At 70.8% G+C, this 16,149-nt stretch carries 17 protein-coding genes and 1 pseudogene; 5 read left to right on the forward strand and 13 right to left on the reverse strand.

Going from position 1 to position 16,149, the window contains the following annotated elements:
- Positions 1-14: 14 nt before the first annotated feature.
- Positions 15-1,043: a glycoside hydrolase family 6 protein gene (locus OG407_RS20345; protein WP_405859943.1), complete on the reverse strand. Its 1,029-nt coding sequence runs from the start codon at positions 1,041-1,043 to the stop codon at positions 15-17.
- 174 nt (positions 1,044-1,217) lie between these two features.
- On the opposite strand from OG407_RS20345, the gene OG407_RS20350 reads away from it, so the two are divergent.
- The gene (locus OG407_RS20350; RefSeq protein ID WP_405859945.1) at positions 1,218-1,961 is read left to right on the forward strand and encodes an ANTAR domain-containing protein; all 744 of its coding nucleotides are present in this window, start codon (positions 1,218-1,220) and stop codon (positions 1,959-1,961) included.
- Between the two features lie 248 nt (positions 1,962-2,209).
- Here the strand turns inward: OG407_RS20350 and OG407_RS20355 are convergent, their stop codons facing one another.
- Together OG407_RS20355 and OG407_RS20360 are read right to left on the reverse strand one after the other, a co-directional pair.
- Positions 2,210-2,893: a class F sortase gene (locus OG407_RS20355; RefSeq protein WP_405859947.1), complete on the reverse strand. Its 684-nt coding sequence runs from the start codon at positions 2,891-2,893 to the stop codon at positions 2,210-2,212.
- Between the two features lie 5 nt (positions 2,894-2,898).
- Complete coding sequence (locus OG407_RS20360; protein WP_405859949.1) at positions 2,899-3,447, reverse strand: hypothetical protein; 549 nt, start codon at positions 3,445-3,447, stop codon at positions 2,899-2,901.
- A 146-nt stretch (positions 3,448-3,593) separates the two neighbouring features.
- Between OG407_RS20360 and OG407_RS20365 the strand changes: the two genes are divergently transcribed.
- Positions 3,594-4,373, forward strand: coding sequence for an HAD-IIA family hydrolase (locus OG407_RS20365; protein WP_327403753.1), 780 nt, complete (start codon positions 3,594-3,596; stop codon positions 4,371-4,373).
- 30 nt (positions 4,374-4,403) lie between these two features.
- Here OG407_RS20365 and OG407_RS20370 read toward each other — a convergent pair whose 3' ends face one another.
- The 8 genes from OG407_RS20370 to OG407_RS20405 form a co-directional block, all read right to left on the reverse strand.
- The gene (locus OG407_RS20370; RefSeq protein ID WP_405859951.1) at positions 4,404-5,459 is read right to left on the reverse strand and encodes a 2-aminoethylphosphonate ABC transporter substrate-binding protein; all 1,056 of its coding nucleotides are present in this window, start codon (positions 5,457-5,459) and stop codon (positions 4,404-4,406) included.
- A 73-nt stretch (positions 5,460-5,532) separates the two neighbouring features.
- Positions 5,533-6,330 (reverse strand): ABC transporter permease, encoded by a 798-nt coding sequence (locus OG407_RS20375; protein WP_405859953.1) that lies wholly within the window; start codon positions 6,328-6,330, stop codon positions 5,533-5,535.
- A complete protein-coding gene (locus OG407_RS20380) occupies positions 6,317-7,177 on the reverse strand; it encodes a 2-aminoethylphosphonate ABC transporter permease subunit (RefSeq protein ID WP_405859955.1) in 861 nt (286 codons plus the stop codon). Before OG407_RS20380 ends, OG407_RS20375 begins: the two co-directional genes overlap by 14 nt.
- On the reverse strand, positions 7,170-8,216 hold the full coding sequence (locus tag OG407_RS20385) for an ABC transporter ATP-binding protein (protein ID WP_405859957.1): 1,047 nt from the start codon (positions 8,214-8,216) through the stop codon (positions 7,170-7,172). The genes OG407_RS20380 and OG407_RS20385 overlap by 8 nt, the downstream gene beginning before the upstream one ends.
- The gene (locus OG407_RS20390; protein ID WP_405859959.1) at positions 8,213-8,908 is read right to left on the reverse strand and encodes a phosphonatase-like hydrolase; all 696 of its coding nucleotides are present in this window, start codon (positions 8,906-8,908) and stop codon (positions 8,213-8,215) included. The genes OG407_RS20385 and OG407_RS20390 overlap by 4 nt, the downstream gene beginning before the upstream one ends.
- Positions 8,905-10,029: a TIGR03364 family FAD-dependent oxidoreductase gene (locus OG407_RS20395; RefSeq protein ID WP_405859961.1), complete on the reverse strand. Its 1,125-nt coding sequence runs from the start codon at positions 10,027-10,029 to the stop codon at positions 8,905-8,907. The genes OG407_RS20390 and OG407_RS20395 overlap by 4 nt, the downstream gene beginning before the upstream one ends.
- Before the next feature lie 140 nt (positions 10,030-10,169).
- On the reverse strand, positions 10,170-10,925 hold the full coding sequence (locus OG407_RS20400) for a GntR family transcriptional regulator (RefSeq protein WP_405859963.1): 756 nt from the start codon (positions 10,923-10,925) through the stop codon (positions 10,170-10,172).
- A 31-nt stretch (positions 10,926-10,956) separates the two neighbouring features.
- Positions 10,957-11,775, reverse strand: a complete 819-nt coding sequence (locus OG407_RS20405) for a hypothetical protein (RefSeq protein ID WP_405859965.1) — start codon at positions 11,773-11,775, stop codon at positions 10,957-10,959.
- On the opposite strand from OG407_RS20405, the gene OG407_RS20410 reads away from it, so the two are divergent.
- A complete protein-coding gene (locus tag OG407_RS20410) occupies positions 11,702-12,487 on the forward strand; it encodes a hypothetical protein (protein WP_405859967.1) in 786 nt (261 codons plus the stop codon). The two genes, OG407_RS20405 and OG407_RS20410, sit on opposite strands and share 74 nt — an antisense overlap.
- A gap of 249 nt (positions 12,488-12,736) precedes the next feature.
- On the opposite strand, the gene OG407_RS20415 is transcribed toward OG407_RS20410, so the two are convergent.
- Together OG407_RS20415 and OG407_RS20420 are read right to left on the reverse strand one after the other, a co-directional pair.
- Positions 12,737-13,834, reverse strand: coding sequence for an ROK family protein (locus tag OG407_RS20415; RefSeq protein WP_405868511.1), 1,098 nt, complete (start codon positions 13,832-13,834; stop codon positions 12,737-12,739).
- Between the two features lie 270 nt (positions 13,835-14,104).
- Positions 14,105-14,518, reverse strand: a pseudogene (locus OG407_RS20420) (hypothetical protein); the annotation flags it as partial.
- On the opposite strand from OG407_RS20420, the gene OG407_RS20425 reads away from it, so the two are divergent.
- Positions 14,494-15,579, forward strand: coding sequence for a Gfo/Idh/MocA family oxidoreductase (locus tag OG407_RS20425; RefSeq protein WP_405859969.1), 1,086 nt, complete (start codon positions 14,494-14,496; stop codon positions 15,577-15,579). The pseudogene OG407_RS20420 and the gene OG407_RS20425 sit on opposite strands and share 25 nt — an antisense overlap.
- Entirely contained in the window at positions 15,576-16,094 is a 519-nt protein-coding gene (locus OG407_RS20430; protein ID WP_329350718.1) for a heme-degrading domain-containing protein, read from the forward strand. The genes OG407_RS20425 and OG407_RS20430 overlap by 4 nt, the downstream gene beginning before the upstream one ends.
- Positions 16,095-16,149 lie beyond the last annotated feature (55 nt).

Below are 16,149 nucleotides of genomic sequence, written 5' to 3' on the forward strand. Positions count from 1 at the left end.
CGTGGGACTGTGCGTCAGTTGGAGGACTCGGCCAGCTTCAGTGCGTAACTCGGCCACCACTGCCCCGCCTTCGGGCCGCCCTTGCACTCGCCGTCCGACTCGCCCGGGCGTTTGATCCACAAGTAGGCGTCCACGAGCGGGTCCGCCGTCTTTGTTGTGGGGGTTTCGCCCAGGGCCCTGCCTGGGGGGTTGCACCAGTTCTCGTCTGTGTCGTCGGCCGTATACGGTCCGTTGCCGTTGCGGCTGGTGTCGATGACGAAGTGTTTGTCGGCGGTCTTGGCCGAGAGCTGTTTGCCGTAGGCGATGGAGTCCTGGGTGGAGTAGAAGTTGGAGACGTTGACCGCGAAGCCGTCGGCCCTGGTGATGCCTGCTCGTTGGAGGGGCTGGTAGATCTCGTCGGGGTGGCCCCAGCCCGCGTTTCCGGCGTCCAGGTAGACCTTTGTGCTCTTCAAGGACTTCAGCTTGGTGATCGCGTAGGCGAGCAAGTCGTAGCGTTCCGCCTGGAATTGGGCGGGAGTGCAGCCGTCCACCAGGTGCAGGAGCGCGTCCGGTTCCAGGATCACCGTCGCCGCGCGGGTCGCGATGCCCTCGGCCACCGCGTCGATCCAGGCCCGGTACGCGTCGCCGTCGCCCGCGCCGCCCTGGGAGTACTGGCCGCAGTCGCGGTGCGGGATGTTGTAGAGGACCAGGAGGGCGGTGCGGCCGGCCCGGTCGGCGGCCTCGGTGAAGCCCTGGGCTTCCGCCTTCGGGTTCTCCGCGCCGATCCACTCGCCGGTCGGCTGTTCGGCGATCTTCCTGATCTGCTCGGCGTCGGCCGTCTTGCCCGCGTTGACGTAAGTGGCCACCTGGCGGGCCGCGTTGGTGTCCGGGTTGACCCAGATCGGGTCGGCTCCATCGGGCTGTTGGGTGATCTTCGCCCCCGCGTCGGGTTTCCTGCCCCCGTCCCCCGAGGAGGAACAGCCCGCCATCAGCAGTGCCGCCCCCAGGACCAGCGCCGACGTCCGTGTGCCGAAGGAGACAGGGGTCCCCTGGCTGCCGTACATCCAACTCCCCCTTGGCTGTACCGATCCAAGGGTCAATCGTGACATACGTGGCGTGCCGCCCACGAGAACACCGGGGTGTTGGCGGCGGCCTGTTACACCTCCGTCCTCGTGGGTAGGTGCGCCGCCTAGGGTCTGCCGGCGGATCGGTTCCGGGGCAGGGAGAAGGTGGTCGTCATGCACCACACGACCCGGGAGGGCCGGTTCGCCGCGGCGCTGGTGGAGGCCGCCGACACGGTGACGGAGACCTTCGACACCGGGGACTATCTGCGGCGGCTGGCCGATCACTGCGTGGAGCTGCTGTCCGCCTGGGCTGCCGGGATCGTGCTGATCGACGGTGGTGAGGCGGTGGCGGTGGGCGGGAGCACGTACGGCGGCCGGGAGGAGGTCGCTCTCGAACTGCTCGCCGCTCAGCGCAACGGCGGGCCCTGTCTGGAGAGTTACCGCTCCGGGCGGCCCGTTCCGCCGGTGGTGATCGGCGTGGCCCATACGGCCGCCCGCTGGCCGGAGTTCACCGAACAGGCCCTGCGGCACGGTGTCGTGGCGACCTTCGCGGTGCCGGTGCGGCGGCGGGACACCCGGTTCGGCGCGCTCAACGTGTTCGTGCCGACGCTGCCCGACTACGCCTCGGACAAATGGCGTTCGGAACTGGTGGTGGCGCAGGCGCTCGCCGACGCCGCCGGTCTCGGGCTGGAGAACAACCGCGCGTATACCCAATCCCGTTCCCTGGCCGGGCAGTTGCAGGAGGCGCTGTCGAGCCGGGTGCGGATCGAGCAGGCCAAGGGGATGCTCGCCGAGCGCTGGCAGGTCGGTACCGACGAGGCGTTCATCGCGCTGCGCGGGCATGCGCGGCGGCGCCGGATGGCGCTGGACCGGGTCGCGCTGGCGGTGATCGAGGGGGGACCGGTGGATCGACTGTGACCAGTGCATATGACAGCGAGCAACTACTGTGAGACATGGCGTTATTTGCCCTCTAGGCCCGGACGCCCATTCGTTCTAGAGTCGTTCCCAACGGCCCCGGCCCCTGGCCAAGTCCACACCTCCACCACTGGTTTTCCAGACCTCCCGCGCCGTTCGCCGGGTTACTCCCGCAGCCCGTGCGCGTGCGGTTGAGGACCAGCCCGGTCGGCGGCTTCAGGGGGGAGCAGGTCGTCGGCCGGGCCCGGTTGTCAGAGTCCGGTCCCGGTGAGGTAGGCGGACACGATCACGTTCGCCGTGTAGCTGCGGCCGACGCGGTCGAAGGTGCCGCCGCAGGTGATGAGGCGGAGTTCTGCGCGGCCCGACTGCCGTGTGCCATAGGCCTGTTGGGCGTCGAAGTGGGCGCGGGTCAGGACGCGGACGTCGTCGACGGTGAACTCGGCGACCTTGCCGTCGTCGCGGATCACCCGGATCGTGCCGCCCGGGCGGAGCGTGCTGAGCTTGTAGAAGACGGCGGGGCGGGTCTCGGTGTCGACGTGCCCGACCATCAACGCGGTGCCCACGGCTCCGGGCCGTACTCCGCTGCCGTACCAGCCGACCACGCCCGCCTGGTCGAACGGCGGGGGGTCGATCGCGCCCTGGGTGTCCAGGCCGCGGGCCACCACCGGTGCCTGGACGGCGAGTTGGGGGATGTCGATGCGTTGCGGCAGCGCGTTCTCCAACGGCTTCGCGGCGGGCGGGAGTTCGGCCTCCGGCGGCCGTCCGACCGCCGCCACGTCTCCGGTGGTCGGCGCGGATATGCCCAGTCGGATGTCGGTCAGGTCCTGCCCCCACAGCCAGAGCCCGAGCAGCAGCACGGCCCAGGCGACCCCGGTCAGCAGCCGCCCGGTGCCGGAGGAACGCTCGTGCTCGGCGGGCCTGTCGTGATCGAACATGGCGGTCAGCCCGTCCTGCGGCTCCGGCGGGCGCTGCGCAGCGCCACGGCCGCCGCGGCGACACCGGCCAGCAACAGACCCACCACGGTTTGCGCGGTACCGGGACCGGCAGCGCGCGCGTCCACGGCCGCGAGGTGCGCCGCCGCACCGCCGCCGCCCGCGTGGACGGGGGCGACGGGCGAGGCGGGGGCGGAGGGGGGTGCCGAGGGCGACTGGGAAGCGTCCGCCACGACCTTGATCGCGCCCTTCACCGTCACGCTCCCGCAGGTGATCTTCACGTCGTAGCTGCCCGGCTCCAGCGAGGTGCGGACCCGGGTCTCGCCGGCGAGGGTGCCGGACGCGCCGACCAGCTTGGCGTCGGCGACGAACGCGGCCGACGCCGCCGAGCCCGTCGTACCGGCACAGCCGCTGATCTTCAGCGCGACGTCGGCGCCGGGGGCCGGGGAGGCGGGGGTCACCGTGACAGCGCCTCCGTCCGCCGCGTACGCCGTCGGGGTGAGCGTCGCGAGGACCACCGCGGCGCCCGCACAGAGTGTGACCTTCAGTGAACCCATCGTGAACCTCCAGATATCTGGAGACTCCTCCTCACAGCGGGCACCCGCATCCTCAGCCACGCCCCGCTGCTCCGTATGGGGGACGGCGCCGGAAGGTGCATAGCATGGTCACCTCACATGCCCGCGTACCGCAGGAGAGCCCACCCATGACAGAGCGCAAGCCCATCGAATCGTGGCTCACCGACATGGACGGGGTGCTGATGCACGAGGGCGTCCCGGTGCCCGGCGCGGAGGCGTTCATCAAGACGCTGCGCGAGAAGGGACGCCCGTTCCTGGTCCTCACCAACAACTCGATCTACACCGCGCGTGACCTGCACGCCCGGCTGAACCGGATCGGTCTCGACGTGCCGGTCGAGAACATCTGGACCTCGGCGCTGGCCACCGCCGCGTTCCTGGACAACCAGCACCCCGGCGGCACCGCCTACGTGATCGGCGAGGCCGGGCTGACGACGGCACTGCACGACGCGGGGTACGTGCTGACCGACTCCGACCCCGATTTCGTGATCCTGGGCGAGACCCGGACGTACTCCTTCGAGGCCCTGACCAAGGCGATCCGGCTGATCAACGACGGCGCCCGGTTCATCGCGACCAACCCCGACAACACCGGCCCCTCGCCCGAGGGCGCCCTGCCGGCCACCGGTTCCGTGGCCGCGCTGATCACCAAGGCGACCGGCAAGGAGCCCTACTTCGTCGGCAAGCCGAACCCGCTGATGATGCGGTCGGCGCTGAACACCATCGGCGCGCACTCGGAGACCAGCGCCATGATCGGCGACCGCATGGACACGGACGTGCTGGCCGGACTGGAGGCCGGGATGGAGACCTTCCTCGTCCTCACCGGGCTGACGACCAAGGGCGACCTCGACCGCTACCCCTACCGCCCCACGAACGTCGTCGACTCCATCGCGGACCTCGTCGACCTCATCTGAGGGTCGGCTTCACGGGAGGCTCAAGGAGGCTCAACTGCCCGTGGCGGACTGCCAGTCCTCGACGTACGACGTCAGGTTCTTGTCGATGTCGGCCCAGTCCGGCTGGAAGATCTCGACGCCGGTCATGAGCGCGGTCAGGGCGGTGGCGTTGGCGTCGGTGGCCTTGACGTCCCGGCGGGCGCTGAAGCCGCCGCCGACCGAGCTGACCTGCTGCTGGGCGGTGCGGCTGAGCATGTAGTCGAGGAGTTTCCTGCCGTTGGCGCTGTGCGGGGCCTTGGTGACGAGGCCGGCCGCGTACGGGAGGGCGAAGGTGGTGGGCCTGCCGCCCCGCTTCGCCGGGAACCAGATGCCGAGGTTCGGCATGGTCTTGGACTGGGCGTAGTTCATCTGCACATCACCGTTGGCGACGAGCAGCTCGCCCTTGTCGACCTTGGGCGCGAGCTTGCCGGTGGAGGCGGACGGCCCGACGTTGTTGGACTGGAGCTTCTTGAGGTAGGCGAGGGCCGCGTCCTTCCCGCCGAAGTCGTGAATCGCCTTGATCAGTACGGCGGTTCCGTCACCGGCGACTCCGGGCGTGGAGTACTGGAGCTTGTTCTTGTACGTGCCGTCGAGCAACTCGTCCCAGGTGGTGGGTGCTTGGGTGAGCCGCTTCTTGTTGTAGACGAACCCGAAGTAGTTGTTGACGACGGAGGTCCAGGTGCCGTCGGTGGCCTTGTCGGCGCCGCTCACCTGGTCGGAACCGGCCGGGGTGTACTTCTGCAACAGCCCCTTGCTGTCCGCCTGTTGGATGAACGGCGGCAGGGTGACCAGGACATCGGCCTGCGGGTTGCTCTTCTCGCGGACGGCACGCTGCACCATCTCGCCGGAGCCGCCCTCCACGTACTTGACCTTGATGCCGGTCTTCTTCTCGAAGTCCTTGAAGATCTCGTCGTACCAGCCGTCACCGTTCTCGCCCTTGAGCCCGTCGGCGCTGTAGACGGTGACGACCTTGGCGTCGGAGGCGGCGGAGGTGCCGCCGCAGGCGGTGAGCAGCGGGGTGGCGCAGAGCGAGACGGCTACGGCGATCTTGAGCGTGTTTCTGGGCATGGCGAGGTGAACTCCTTGCTTGGCGAAGGTGGGTGGAGATCCGCGGTGGGTGGAGATCCGCGGTGGGTGGGGATCAGCGGTACGAGGATCGGTTCCGGACGCGGGAGACGACGAGCAGGACGAGCAGGGTCGCCGTCATCAGGACCACGGCGAGCGCGGAACCGGCGAAGAGGGCGCCACGGTCGGTGGCCGAGTAGATGAGGACCGGAAGCGTGGTCCAGTCGGGCGGATAGAGCATCACCGTGGCGCTCAACTCGCCCATGGACAGGGCGAAACAGAGTCCTACGGCGGCGGTGAGCGAGGGCAGCAGCAAGGGCAGCCGGATCCGCCACAGGACGTACAGCGGCCGTGCGCCGAGGGAGGCGGCGGCCTGTTCGTAGGCCGGGTCGAGGCGGACGATCGCCGCGGACACGGACTGGTAGGCGAAGGCGGTCACGAGCACGGTGTGGGCGAGGATCACGATCCACCGGGTGCCGTTGAGCAGCATCGGTGGCTTGGAGAACGCGACCAGGATCGCCAGCCCGACCACGACGGACGGCACCGCCACCGGCAGCACGAACAGGGCGTCCAGCACCCTGCGTTGACGCTTCTTGAGCCCGGCGGCGGCGAGCGCGGCCCAGGTCCCGATGCCGAGCGCGAACAGGCTCGCGGTGAAGGCGGTGACCAGGCTGGTGGTGAGCGCCTGGAGGGCCTCGCCCCGGGTGGCGGCGGAGTAGTGGGAGGTGGTGAAACCGGAGGGGAGGACACCGGACCAGTTGGTGGCGAAGGACGCCCCGAGGACGACGAGGAGGGGCAGCGCGAAGAGGGGCAGGAAGAGAACGGCGAACACCAGCCACACAGCCCACTTCGCCTTGCGGCTATGCACCAACACGACGGCTCACCACCCGGTAGAGGCCGTAAAGCCCCACGGATATAAGGACGTTGACGACGGCGACCACACACGCGCCCGGGTAGTCCGACTCCAGGATCGCCTTGCTGTACACGAGCATCGGGAGAGTCGTGACCCCTTTCGCCCCGGTGAACAGCACGATCCCGAACTCGTTCAGACAGAGGACGAGTACGAGACTCCCGCCGGCGGCGAGCGCGGGGAGCGCCTCCGGCAGGATGACCTGCCGGATGATGCGGGGCGCCCTGGCTCCGAGTGAACTGGCCGCCTCCAACTGCGCGGTGTCCAGCTGCGAGAACGCGGCGAGCAGCGGCCGCATCACGAACGGCGTGAAGTAGGTGACCTCCGCGAGCAGCACTCCCCAGGGCGTCGCGAGGAACTGGAACGAACCGACGATCCCCGTGGTGCCGTAGATGAAGAGCAGGGCGAGCGTGATGAGGAAGGAGGGGAAGGAGAGGTAGACGTCGATGAAGCGCGCGACCGTCTTGGCTCCGGGGAAGGGGACGAAGGCGATGATCAGCGCGAGCACGAACCCGAGGAGCAGGCATCCGAGGGTCGAGACGACGGCGATCCAGACGGTGGTCCAGAGGGCGGTACGGAACAGTTCGGAGGAGAAGACGTCGGCGTAAGGCTGGAAGGACGACCCGCCGCTGTCAGGCTGAAAGGACTGCTCGACGACGAGGGCGAGGGGGTAAAGGAAGAAGAACCCGAGCAATGCAACAGGCGCCAGGACAACCCCCCAGGGGCGCGGGGCTGTATTTGATGTGCGGCTGCCGCCGCGTGGGCGCGACAAGCCCCCACTCAGCCGCACCCGACGAACAACCTCACTCATCGCCAACTCCAGCAGCCAGCAACACCGCATCATCGGGAGCGAAATGAAGAGTCACCGCGTCCCCATGCACAGGCGGCTTCTTCAGTTCCGGCACGTCAGCCATGACCCGCTGCCCGTCCACATCGACGTAAATCCGGTGGGTCGCGCCACGCCACTGGATCTCCCGTACGACACCCGCGAGTTGATTGGGTCCATCCCCCAGCCCAACCAGATGCGGCCGTACGCACAAGGTCGCCTCGACCCCCGGCACAACCCCCCGCACCTCAACCCGCCGCTCCCCGAAGAACACCCCCCGCTCCCCCACCGTCACCGGCAACAGATTCGCGCTGCCGACAAAGGACGCCGTGAACTCGCTCTTGGGCGCCCGGTACAGCTCGCGCGGCGTCCCGCACTCCTGAAGCCGAGCCCGGTCCATCACGGCGATCCGGTCGGCCAGAGTCAGCGCCTCGACCTGGTCATGGGTGACGTAGAGGATCGACACCTCGGGCAACTCCCGGTGCAGACGGGCGAGTTCATCCAGCATCCCGGACCGCAGCTGCGCGTCGAGCGCGGAGAGGGGTTCATCCAGAAGAAGAACCCCGGGCTGTATCGCCAACGCCCGCGCGATGGCGACCCGTTGCTGCTGCCCGCCGGACAACTCCCGTGGATGGCGCCGGGCATACTCCCCCATGCCGACCATCTCCAGCGCCTCGGCGACCCGGGTACGGATCTCCGCCCGCACCACCTTCCGCGCCCTGAGCCCGAACGCCACGTTCTCCTCGACCCGCAAGTGGGGGAACAGCGCGTACTGCTGGACGACCATCCCGACGCCCCGCCGGTACGGCGGCAGGTCGGTGACATCCCGGCCGCCGAGGAACACCCGCCCCGACACCGGCCGTACGAACCCGGCGACCGCCCGCAGCGCGGTGGTCTTGCCGGAGCCGGACGGTCCGAGCAGCGCCATGACCTCGCCGGGTTCGACGGTGAGGTCGAGGGCGTCGAGGACGACCGTGCCGTCGTAGGCGACGGTGACGGAGTCGAAGCGGATGCCGTTCGTCATGCGAGGACTCCGGGCAACTGTCCGACGCCGTCGAGGACTTGGTTCGCCCCGGCCGCCCGCAACGCGTCCGCGTCGTGCGCGCCGGTCAGGACACCGGCGACCAGCCCCGCCCCCGCGCGGACCCCGCTGAGCATGTCGTACGAGGTGTCGCCGACGACGGCCAGCTGCCGTACGTCATCCGCAACTGCCGTACGCAGGAAGGCGGTCAGCACCATGTCCGGGTACGGGCGCCCCCGGCCGCCGGCGTCGGCGGGGCACAGCGTGAGGTCGGCGAGGTCCTGCCAGCCGAGCGCGGCCAGGATCGCGTCCTGGGTGGTGCGGGCGAAGCCGGTGGTCAACACGACCGTACGGCCTTGGGACTTGAGGGTCTCGATGGTCTCGCGGGCGCCGGGGAGGGCGGCGACCCGGCCGCCGTCGACGAGGTCCGCGTACGCCGCCTCGAAGGCCTTGTTGGCGTCCTGGGCCTTGGTCTCCTCGCCGAAGAGGTGGCGGAAGACGGAGATCTTCGACTCGCCCATGGTGGCGCGGACGTAGTCGAGCATGTCAGCGGGTTCCGCGCCCAGGTGCCGGGCGGCAGCGGCGAACGCCTCCTCGACGAGACCGCCGTCGGCGACGGTGGTGCCGGCCATGTCGAGGACGACGAGACGGATGTCGGGTGTCGTGGGGTTGATGAGAGGGGTCACGGGGGTCACCAGTCCAGTTCGTTCGCGGTGGTTTCGGCGATCGCCGGGGAACAGGTCATGCCGCGCCCGCCCGGCCCGGTCACCAACCACACGCCGTCGCACACCTGTTGGCGGTGGACGACGCGGGTGGGGTCGGTGCACTGCGCGTACACACCGGCCCAGCGGCGGCGGATCTTCGGGAGGGGGCGGCCGAGGAACGACTCGACGACCTCGGTGAGGTGGTCGTAGGGGTCCTCGGTGGTGTCGAAGGCGAAGGGGTGCTCGTACTCGTGGGTGTCGCCGATGGTCAGTCCGCCGTCGGCGCGCTGCACCATGAGGAGTTGCATGGCGTGCGCGGCGGCGGTCGGCAACTGCGGCTGCTCGGCGTTGAGTTGGTCCAGGGCCTGGCCGCGGTAGGCCGGGTAGTAGCGGAAGCTGTCCGCGTCGGCGATCGACGTGGTGAGCGGTTCGCCGAGCGGGTCGGTCTGCATCATCTGCAACCGGACGCGGCGGACGGGGAGTTCGGGTCCGGCAAGTTCGCGGACGAGTCCGCCGAGCCAGGCGCCCGTGCACAGCACGACCGCGTCGGAGGCGTGTACGTCCCCGTGGTCGTCGCGTACCGCGTGCTCGCCGATGACCTCGCGGACCTCTCGGCCCGGCAGGAAGGTGTAGTTCGGGGACGTTGACAGCTCGGCGCGCAGGGCGAGTTGGGCGGTGCGGGGTTCGACGGCCGCGTCGCGCTCGCAGTACAGGGCGGCGGTGAAGTCGCCGCGCAGGGCGGGGTTCACGGCGCGGGCCTCGGTGGCGGTGAGGAGCTTGTAGCCGCGGGCTGCGGAGTCCTCCCGTGCCACGGCGGCCTCGGCGACGGCGAGTTCGCGATCGCCCCGGACCGGGGTCAGCGAGCCGTTGGCCCGGAAGCCGAGTCCGGGGACGCGGGCGCCGATCTCCTCCCACAACTCCCGTGCCCGCAGGGCGGTTTCGAGTTCCTCGCCGCCCGCGCGGCCACTCACCCAGATCTGTCCGAAGTTGCGCAACGACGCACCGCGAGCCTCCGCCTCGCGCTCGATCTGTACGACCTCATGGCCGCGTTCCACTGCTTGCCAGGCGTGCATGGTGCCCACCACGCCGCCTCCGACGACTGTCACTCTCACGACGGCCACGCTCCTCGGGATCCGGGAACCGGAAAGGTCCGGCTCCCAACGAAAGCGTGAACGCCCCATCACGTTTGGGCTAGACCCGTTACCTATCCGTGATAATCAGAGGGCGTGGAACGTCCGTATTTCCGTGTTTCTCAGCCGCGGTGATGCGTGGTGAAGGAGAAGCGGTCGCCCCGGTACAGGCCCCGCACCCGTTCCAGCGGCCGCCCCTCCGTGTCTCTCGACACCCGATGGATCAGCAGCATCGGAAGGGCGGGCGGGGTGCCGATGAGGAGGGCCTCGCGCGGGGTGGCGAGCACGGTCTCGATGCGTTCGTCGGCGTCGCCGAAGTTGATGCCCCGGGCGCCGAGGTAGCCGTAGAAGGAGGAGTCGGGCTCGAAGTCGGTGTCGAGGTGCGGGACCCGGGCGACGGAGACGTAGGTGCTTTCGAGGCCGACCCGCTCGTCGTCGGCGAGCAGGACGCGCTCCAGGTGCCAGACGGGTTCGCCGCGGGTCAGTCCGGTCTCGGCGGCGAGCGCGTCGGCGCACGGGAAGCGGTCGAGTGTGACGAGGCTGCGGCCCGGGGTGCGCCCCTGCCGCCGTACGCCCTCGGTGTAGCTGGCCAGGGACAGCGGCTGCTCCAGCTTGGGACCCGCGACGACCGTGCCGCGGCCCTGCCTGCGCAGCCTGCCCTCCAGCACGAGTTCGCGCAGCGCCTGCCGCACGGTCTCGCGGGCGACCTCGTACCGCTCGGCGAGGTCGCGCTCGGTGGGGATCAGGTTGCCTTCCCCCAACTCGTCGACGAGTACGGCGATTTGGGCCTTGACCGCGTAGTACTTGGGGATGCGGCCGTGCTCCGGGATGCCGGAGCGGACGGGGGCGCCGGGGGCCTGGTCGTTCGGGTAGTCCACGGGGAGATCGTCGCAGAGGTGGCGGCCGGTGTTATCGGCGCCTCCGGGCCAGCAGCAGGGCGCCGGCGGTGACGAGGAGGACGGAGGTGGCGGCGAGGACGAGGTGTTCGGGGCCGATTCCGGTGCGGGCGAGTTCGTCGGTGAACGAGAGGTCCTCGGCGGGCGCGGTGGTGGCGGGCGCGGGAGTCGTCGTAGAGGTGGCGGGGGCGGTGGATCCCGGGGCGGCGGGCTCGACGTCGAAGCGGTAGTCGTTCGACTGGCCGATCCAGTCGCCGTCGTCGGCATGGCGTTGTACGACGGCCGCGTCGGCGGTGATCTCGTTCGCGACGGCGTCCGGGGCGAGGGCGAGGCGGACCTTCACCGTGAGGGTCTTGCCGGGGTCGACGGTGAAGCCCGGGAAGCCGTCGTCGAAGGCGCCGACGAGTTCGGCCTCGTCGGTCTTCTCGAAGTGGACCGGGTAGGGGCGCGGGCGGGTGCCGTCGTAGAACTCCAGCTTGGGCTGGGACGGTTTCAGGGCGCGTTGCCGGTCGACGAGGACGACGACCGGGTGGATCGCGGTGCAGCGGCGGGCGGTGGTGTTGGTGAGGTCGAGATACCAGGTGCCGTAGCCGCCACCGGCCGCGTAGGTGTCCGGGCCGTCGTGGATGCGGGTGGTGAGGGGGAAGGCGCGGGCGTTCGGGGCGGCGCAGGCGGGAGCGGGGGCAGCCGTTGCGTAGGCGGGGGCGGCGGCCTCATGGGCGGGAGCGGGGACTGCCGCGTGGGTCGGTGGTGCGGCGGTGAGGAGGAGGAAGAAGAGGAGGGGGGCGGCGGCTGCGGCGAGACGGAGGGACAGGGATCGGGGCGGGGTCACAGGCCGGTGCAGCGGCAGGGACCGGGACGAAGGCAGGGACCGGGACGAAGGCTGGGACCAGGACCAGGACCAGGACCAGGACCGGGACCGGGACCGGGACCAGGACCAGGACCGGGACCGGGACCAGGACCGGGACCAGGACCGGGACCGGGACCAGGACCGGGGCTGGGACCGGGACCAGGACCGGGACCAGGACCGGGGCTGGGACCGGGGCTGGGACCGGGACCAGGACCGGGGCTGGGACCGGGGCTGGGACCGGGGCTGGGACCGGGGCTGGGACCGGGGCTGGGACCGGGACCGGGGCTGGGACCGGGATTGGGTTTGGGACCGGGATTGGGATTGGGTCACGGGCTGGGACCGGGACCGGGACCGGGATTGGGTTTGGGATTGGGTCACGGGCTGGGACCGGGACGGAGATGGGGACGGGGTCACGGGCTGGGACGGGGAGGGGGAGAGGGGCGAGGATCGGGACAGGGTCACGGGCCGGGACGGCGACGAGAGCGAGAGCGAGAGCGAGAGCGAGGGCGAGGGCGAGAGCGAGGGCGAGGGCGAGGGCGAGGGCGAGGGCGAGGGCGAGAGCGAGAGCGAGAGCGAGAGCGAGAGCGAGAGCGAGAGCGAGAGCGAGAACAGGGGCTGGGACCGGGGCAGGGACCGGGGCTGGGGTGTGCGTAGTGGGGTGCGTGGACTCAGGGGAAGTCGCATAAACACATGAGCGTGCCGGACGGGCCCTGTCGATCGGGGTGCCGTGCCGAGCGCGGGCCACGAATGCCTCGAACGGGCGCGGCGGGGCCCCTGTTCGGCGGAAGTGTCACAGGTCCGGCGGAGGCGTCACGTATCCCCGGACCACCTGGCGCCTCCGCCTGCCGGTCCGCGGCGCGAATGCCTCGACCGGACGCGGGACCGACCCCCTCCGGCGGCAATGTGACACACCGGGGTGCGAGTGTCACATTCCTCCGGACACCTACCCGTCCGCCCGCCCGAACAGCGGCCCCAGCAGCAACTGCGCGGCCCCCTCCGCGACACCCCGCGCCCCGCCGGGGGCGACCCGTACGGGTACGGCGGCCTCGCGTGCGCCCTCGCGCCGGGCGCGTTCGCCGAGGACGGCGGCGACTCCGCGCACGAAGGGTTCCGGGTCGGCGGCGACGGTACGGCCGCCCAGCAGCACGAGGTCGATGTCGAGCAGGCCCACGAGATTCGCGGCGCCGGCACCGAGCACCCGAGCCGCCTCATCGACATCACCGCGCGCTACGGCGGCCAGGCACAGGGACTCGATGCAGCCCCGGTTCCCGCACTCGCAGGGCGGCCCGTCCAGCTGGATCACCTGATGCCCGAACTCCCCGGCCCCGGTCCGCGCCCCCCGGTGCACACCCCCGCCTATCACCAGCCCGGCACCGAGCCCGGTCCCGAGATGCAGATAGGCGAACGCCCCGCCCTCCCCACCGACGGCCAGCCCCAACGCGGCGGCGTTCGTGTCCTTGTCCACCACAACAGGCACCCCGAGCCGCCGAGCCAACGCATCCCGCAACGGAAACCCGTCCCACTCGGGAAATCCGGTAACCCGATGCAGAATGCCGTGAGCATGATCGAGCGGACCGGGGAGGGCCACGCCAACGCCGAGGAGTTGGGCGGTAGCGGCGGGGGTGCGGTGCAGGACGCGTCGACTCGGCGACTCGGGACGCACGGGGTCAGCGGGACAGGCGGCGTCAGCGGGACACGCAGGATCGGCGGGACCAACGGATGCCGGGTTCACCAGACGCGCAGGGTCAGCGGGGCTCACAGGGTCAGCGGGACGCACGGAGTCAGCCGGGCTCGCAGGATCGGTAGGGCGCGCGGCGTCAGCGGGGCCCGCAGGATCGGCGAGGCTCCCGGCGTCAGCGAGGCAGCGCTCGACACCCGCACCCGCCGCACCGACAACCTCCGTACCGGCAGCCCCCGAGCCAGCACCGACACCCGCACCCGCACTCACACCCGTGCCGGCACCGACATCCGCACCCCCACCCGCACTCACACCGGCACCGGCACCGGCACCGGCACCGCCCCCCAAACCCCCTCCCCCCACCAACTCCTCAACCTCCCGAGCCACCGCCTCCACAACAACCCCGGCCCCGGCCCCCAAATCCAGCGGAGCCCCCCGTTCCCCCACCACCGCCCCGGTGAGATCGACCAGCACCACCCGCAACTCATCCCGGTCCAGATGCACCCCCACCGCATGCCCGGCCTCCGGCACCAACCTCAGCACCGTGCGCGGTTTCCCGCCCGTGGACGCGCGCCGCCCCGCCTCCGCGACGAGGCCGGAGTCCCGCAGCCGGGCGGTGATCTTGCTGACGGCCTGCGGAGTGAGCCCGGTGCGGTCGGCGAGTTCGAGCCGGCTGATCCCGTCCGCGCCGGCCGTCCGCAGCAGGTCGAGAACCAGCGCGGCGTTGTGACTGCGCACGGCAAGCAGATTCGCCCCCACCGGACCGACCCCCGACCTGACCCCTACCGCGCTCGCCGAACCGATCCCTGCCCCGGCCCTTACCTCGCCCGCCGAACCGATCCCCACTCCGGCCCCTGCCCCTGCCGAACTCGCCGAACCGATCCCCGCCCCGATGCCAACCCCCGACCCAGCCTCAGCCCGCGCCGCCCCCGCCGCCGCCGTCCCGCCCCGCGCACTGTTGTCCACACCCCCATTGTCCCCACCACTTGCACTTTGGCAACAGCGTTGCGAAAGTGGAGGGCATGACTGGACGCACGACTCGCACACCCCTCCGCGTCGGCCTCGTCGGCTACGGCCTCGCCGGCTCCGTCTTCCACGCCCCGCTGATCGCCGCCACCGAGGGCCTGACCCTCGACACGGTCGTCACCTCGAACCCGGAGCGGCAGGAACAGGCCCGCGCGGAGTTCCCGGACGTCCGCACGGCCGCGACCCCCGAGGAACTGTTCGCCCGCGCCGACGACCTGGACCTGATCGTCATCGCGTCCCCGAACAAGACGCACGTCGCCCTCGCGACCACCGCCCTCAAGGCCGGCCTCCCGGTCGTCGTGGACAAGCCGATCGCCGGCACGGCAGCCGAGGCCCGCGAGCTGGCGGCCCTCGCCGAGCAGCGCAGCCTGCTCCTCTCCGTCTTCCAGAACCGCCGCTGGGACAACGACTTCCTGACCCTCCGCAAGCTCCTCGCCGAGGGCGAACTGGGCGACGTCTGGCGCTTCGAGTCCCGTTTCGAGCGCTGGCGCCCGCAGCCCAAGGGCGGCTGGCGCGAGTCCGGCGACCCCGCAGAGATCGGAGGTCTGCTCTACGACCTCGGCAGCCACGTCGTGGACCAGGCACTGGCCCTCTTCGGCCCCGTCGCCTCCGTGTACGCCGAGTCGGACATCCGCCGCCCGGGCGCGGAGACGGACGACGACACGTTCTTCGCCCTGACCCACACGAACGGCGTCCGCTCCCACCTGTACGTCTCCGCGACCACCGCCCAACTCGGCCCGCGTTTCCGGGTGTTGGGCTCCAAGGCGGGCTACGTCAAGTACGGCCTCGACCCCCAGGAGGCCGACCTCCGCGACGGCAAGCGCCCGGGCACCGAGAAGAACTGGGGCCAGGAACCCGAGTCGCTCTACGGCCGTGTCGGCGCCGGAGAGTCCCCGCTCACCGGCGGTGGCCGCCCCGAGCCGACCCTCCCCGGCGACTACCCCGCGTACTACGCGGCCGTCGCCGCCGCCCTCCGCGACGGCGCCCCCAACCCGGTGACCGCCCTGGAGGCGGCCGCCACCCTCGACGTACTGGAAGCCGCGCGCCGCAGCGCCCGCGACGGAGCGACGGTGACCCTGTGACCCAGAACAAGCCCGCGATCACCCAGCGGATCGCCCCCGAGATCACCCCGACGGTCGAGGAACTCGAAGCACAGGAACGGCACTTGGTGTTCCAGCGCTTCACCTACGACGACGCCTGGGCACTGGGTTCGCTCCTCGTGGAACTGGCCCGCGAGAGCCAGGCCCCGGTCGCCATCGACATCCGCCGCGCCGGCCAGCAGCTCTTCCACGCGGCACTGCCGGGCTCCTCCCCCGACAACGACGCGTGGATCGACCGCAAGCGCAAGGTGGTCGAACGCTTCGGCGCCGCCTCCTACCTGGTCGGCACCCGCTTCCGCGCCAAGGGCAGCACCTTCGAGGACTCCTCCCGCCTCGACCCGGACGAGTACGCGGCCCACGGCGGCTCGTTCCCGATCAGGGTCGAGGGCGTGGGCGTGATCGGCACGGTGACGGTGAGCGGTCTGCCGCAGCTCCAGGACCACCGATTCGTGGTGGCGGCACTGGAGCAGTTCCTGGACGACGAACGCCGGGACTAGACGACGGGATTAAGCGGGACCCGACTCCGGTTGGCACTGTCCACAGGGCTCACAG

The organism is Streptomyces sp. NBC_01515 (assembly GCF_045040345.1).
Classification (GTDB): domain Bacteria; phylum Actinomycetota; class Actinomycetes; order Streptomycetales; family Streptomycetaceae; genus Streptomyces.

What these genes read in the sequence shown, in the direction of transcription:
- OG407_RS20425 (WP_405859969.1), top strand. Translation starts at nt 14,494, where the DNA reads ATGACTGGACGCACGACTCGCACACCCCTCCGCGTCGGCCTCGTCGGC.
- OG407_RS20365 (WP_327403753.1), top strand. Translation starts at nt 3,594, where the DNA reads ATGACAGAGCGCAAGCCCATCGAATCGTGGCTCACCGACATGGACGGG.
- OG407_RS20370 (WP_405859951.1), bottom strand. Translation starts at nt 5,459, where the DNA reads ATGCCCAGAAACACGCTCAAGATCGCCGTAGCCGTCTCGCTCTGCGCC.
- OG407_RS20350 (WP_405859945.1), top strand. Translation starts at nt 1,218, where the DNA reads ATGCACCACACGACCCGGGAGGGCCGGTTCGCCGCGGCGCTGGTGGAG.
- OG407_RS20345 (WP_405859943.1), bottom strand. Translation starts at nt 1,043, where the DNA reads ATGTACGGCAGCCAGGGGACCCCTGTCTCCTTCGGCACACGGACGTCG.
- OG407_RS20360 (WP_405859949.1), bottom strand. Translation starts at nt 3,447, where the DNA reads ATGGGTTCACTGAAGGTCACACTCTGTGCGGGCGCCGCGGTGGTCCTC.
- OG407_RS20380 (WP_405859955.1), bottom strand. Translation starts at nt 7,177, where the DNA reads ATGAGTGAGGTTGTTCGTCGGGTGCGGCTGAGTGGGGGCTTGTCGCGC.
- OG407_RS20385 (WP_405859957.1), bottom strand. Translation starts at nt 8,216, where the DNA reads ATGACGAACGGCATCCGCTTCGACTCCGTCACCGTCGCCTACGACGGC.
- OG407_RS20355 (WP_405859947.1), bottom strand. Translation starts at nt 2,893, where the DNA reads ATGTTCGATCACGACAGGCCCGCCGAGCACGAGCGTTCCTCCGGCACC.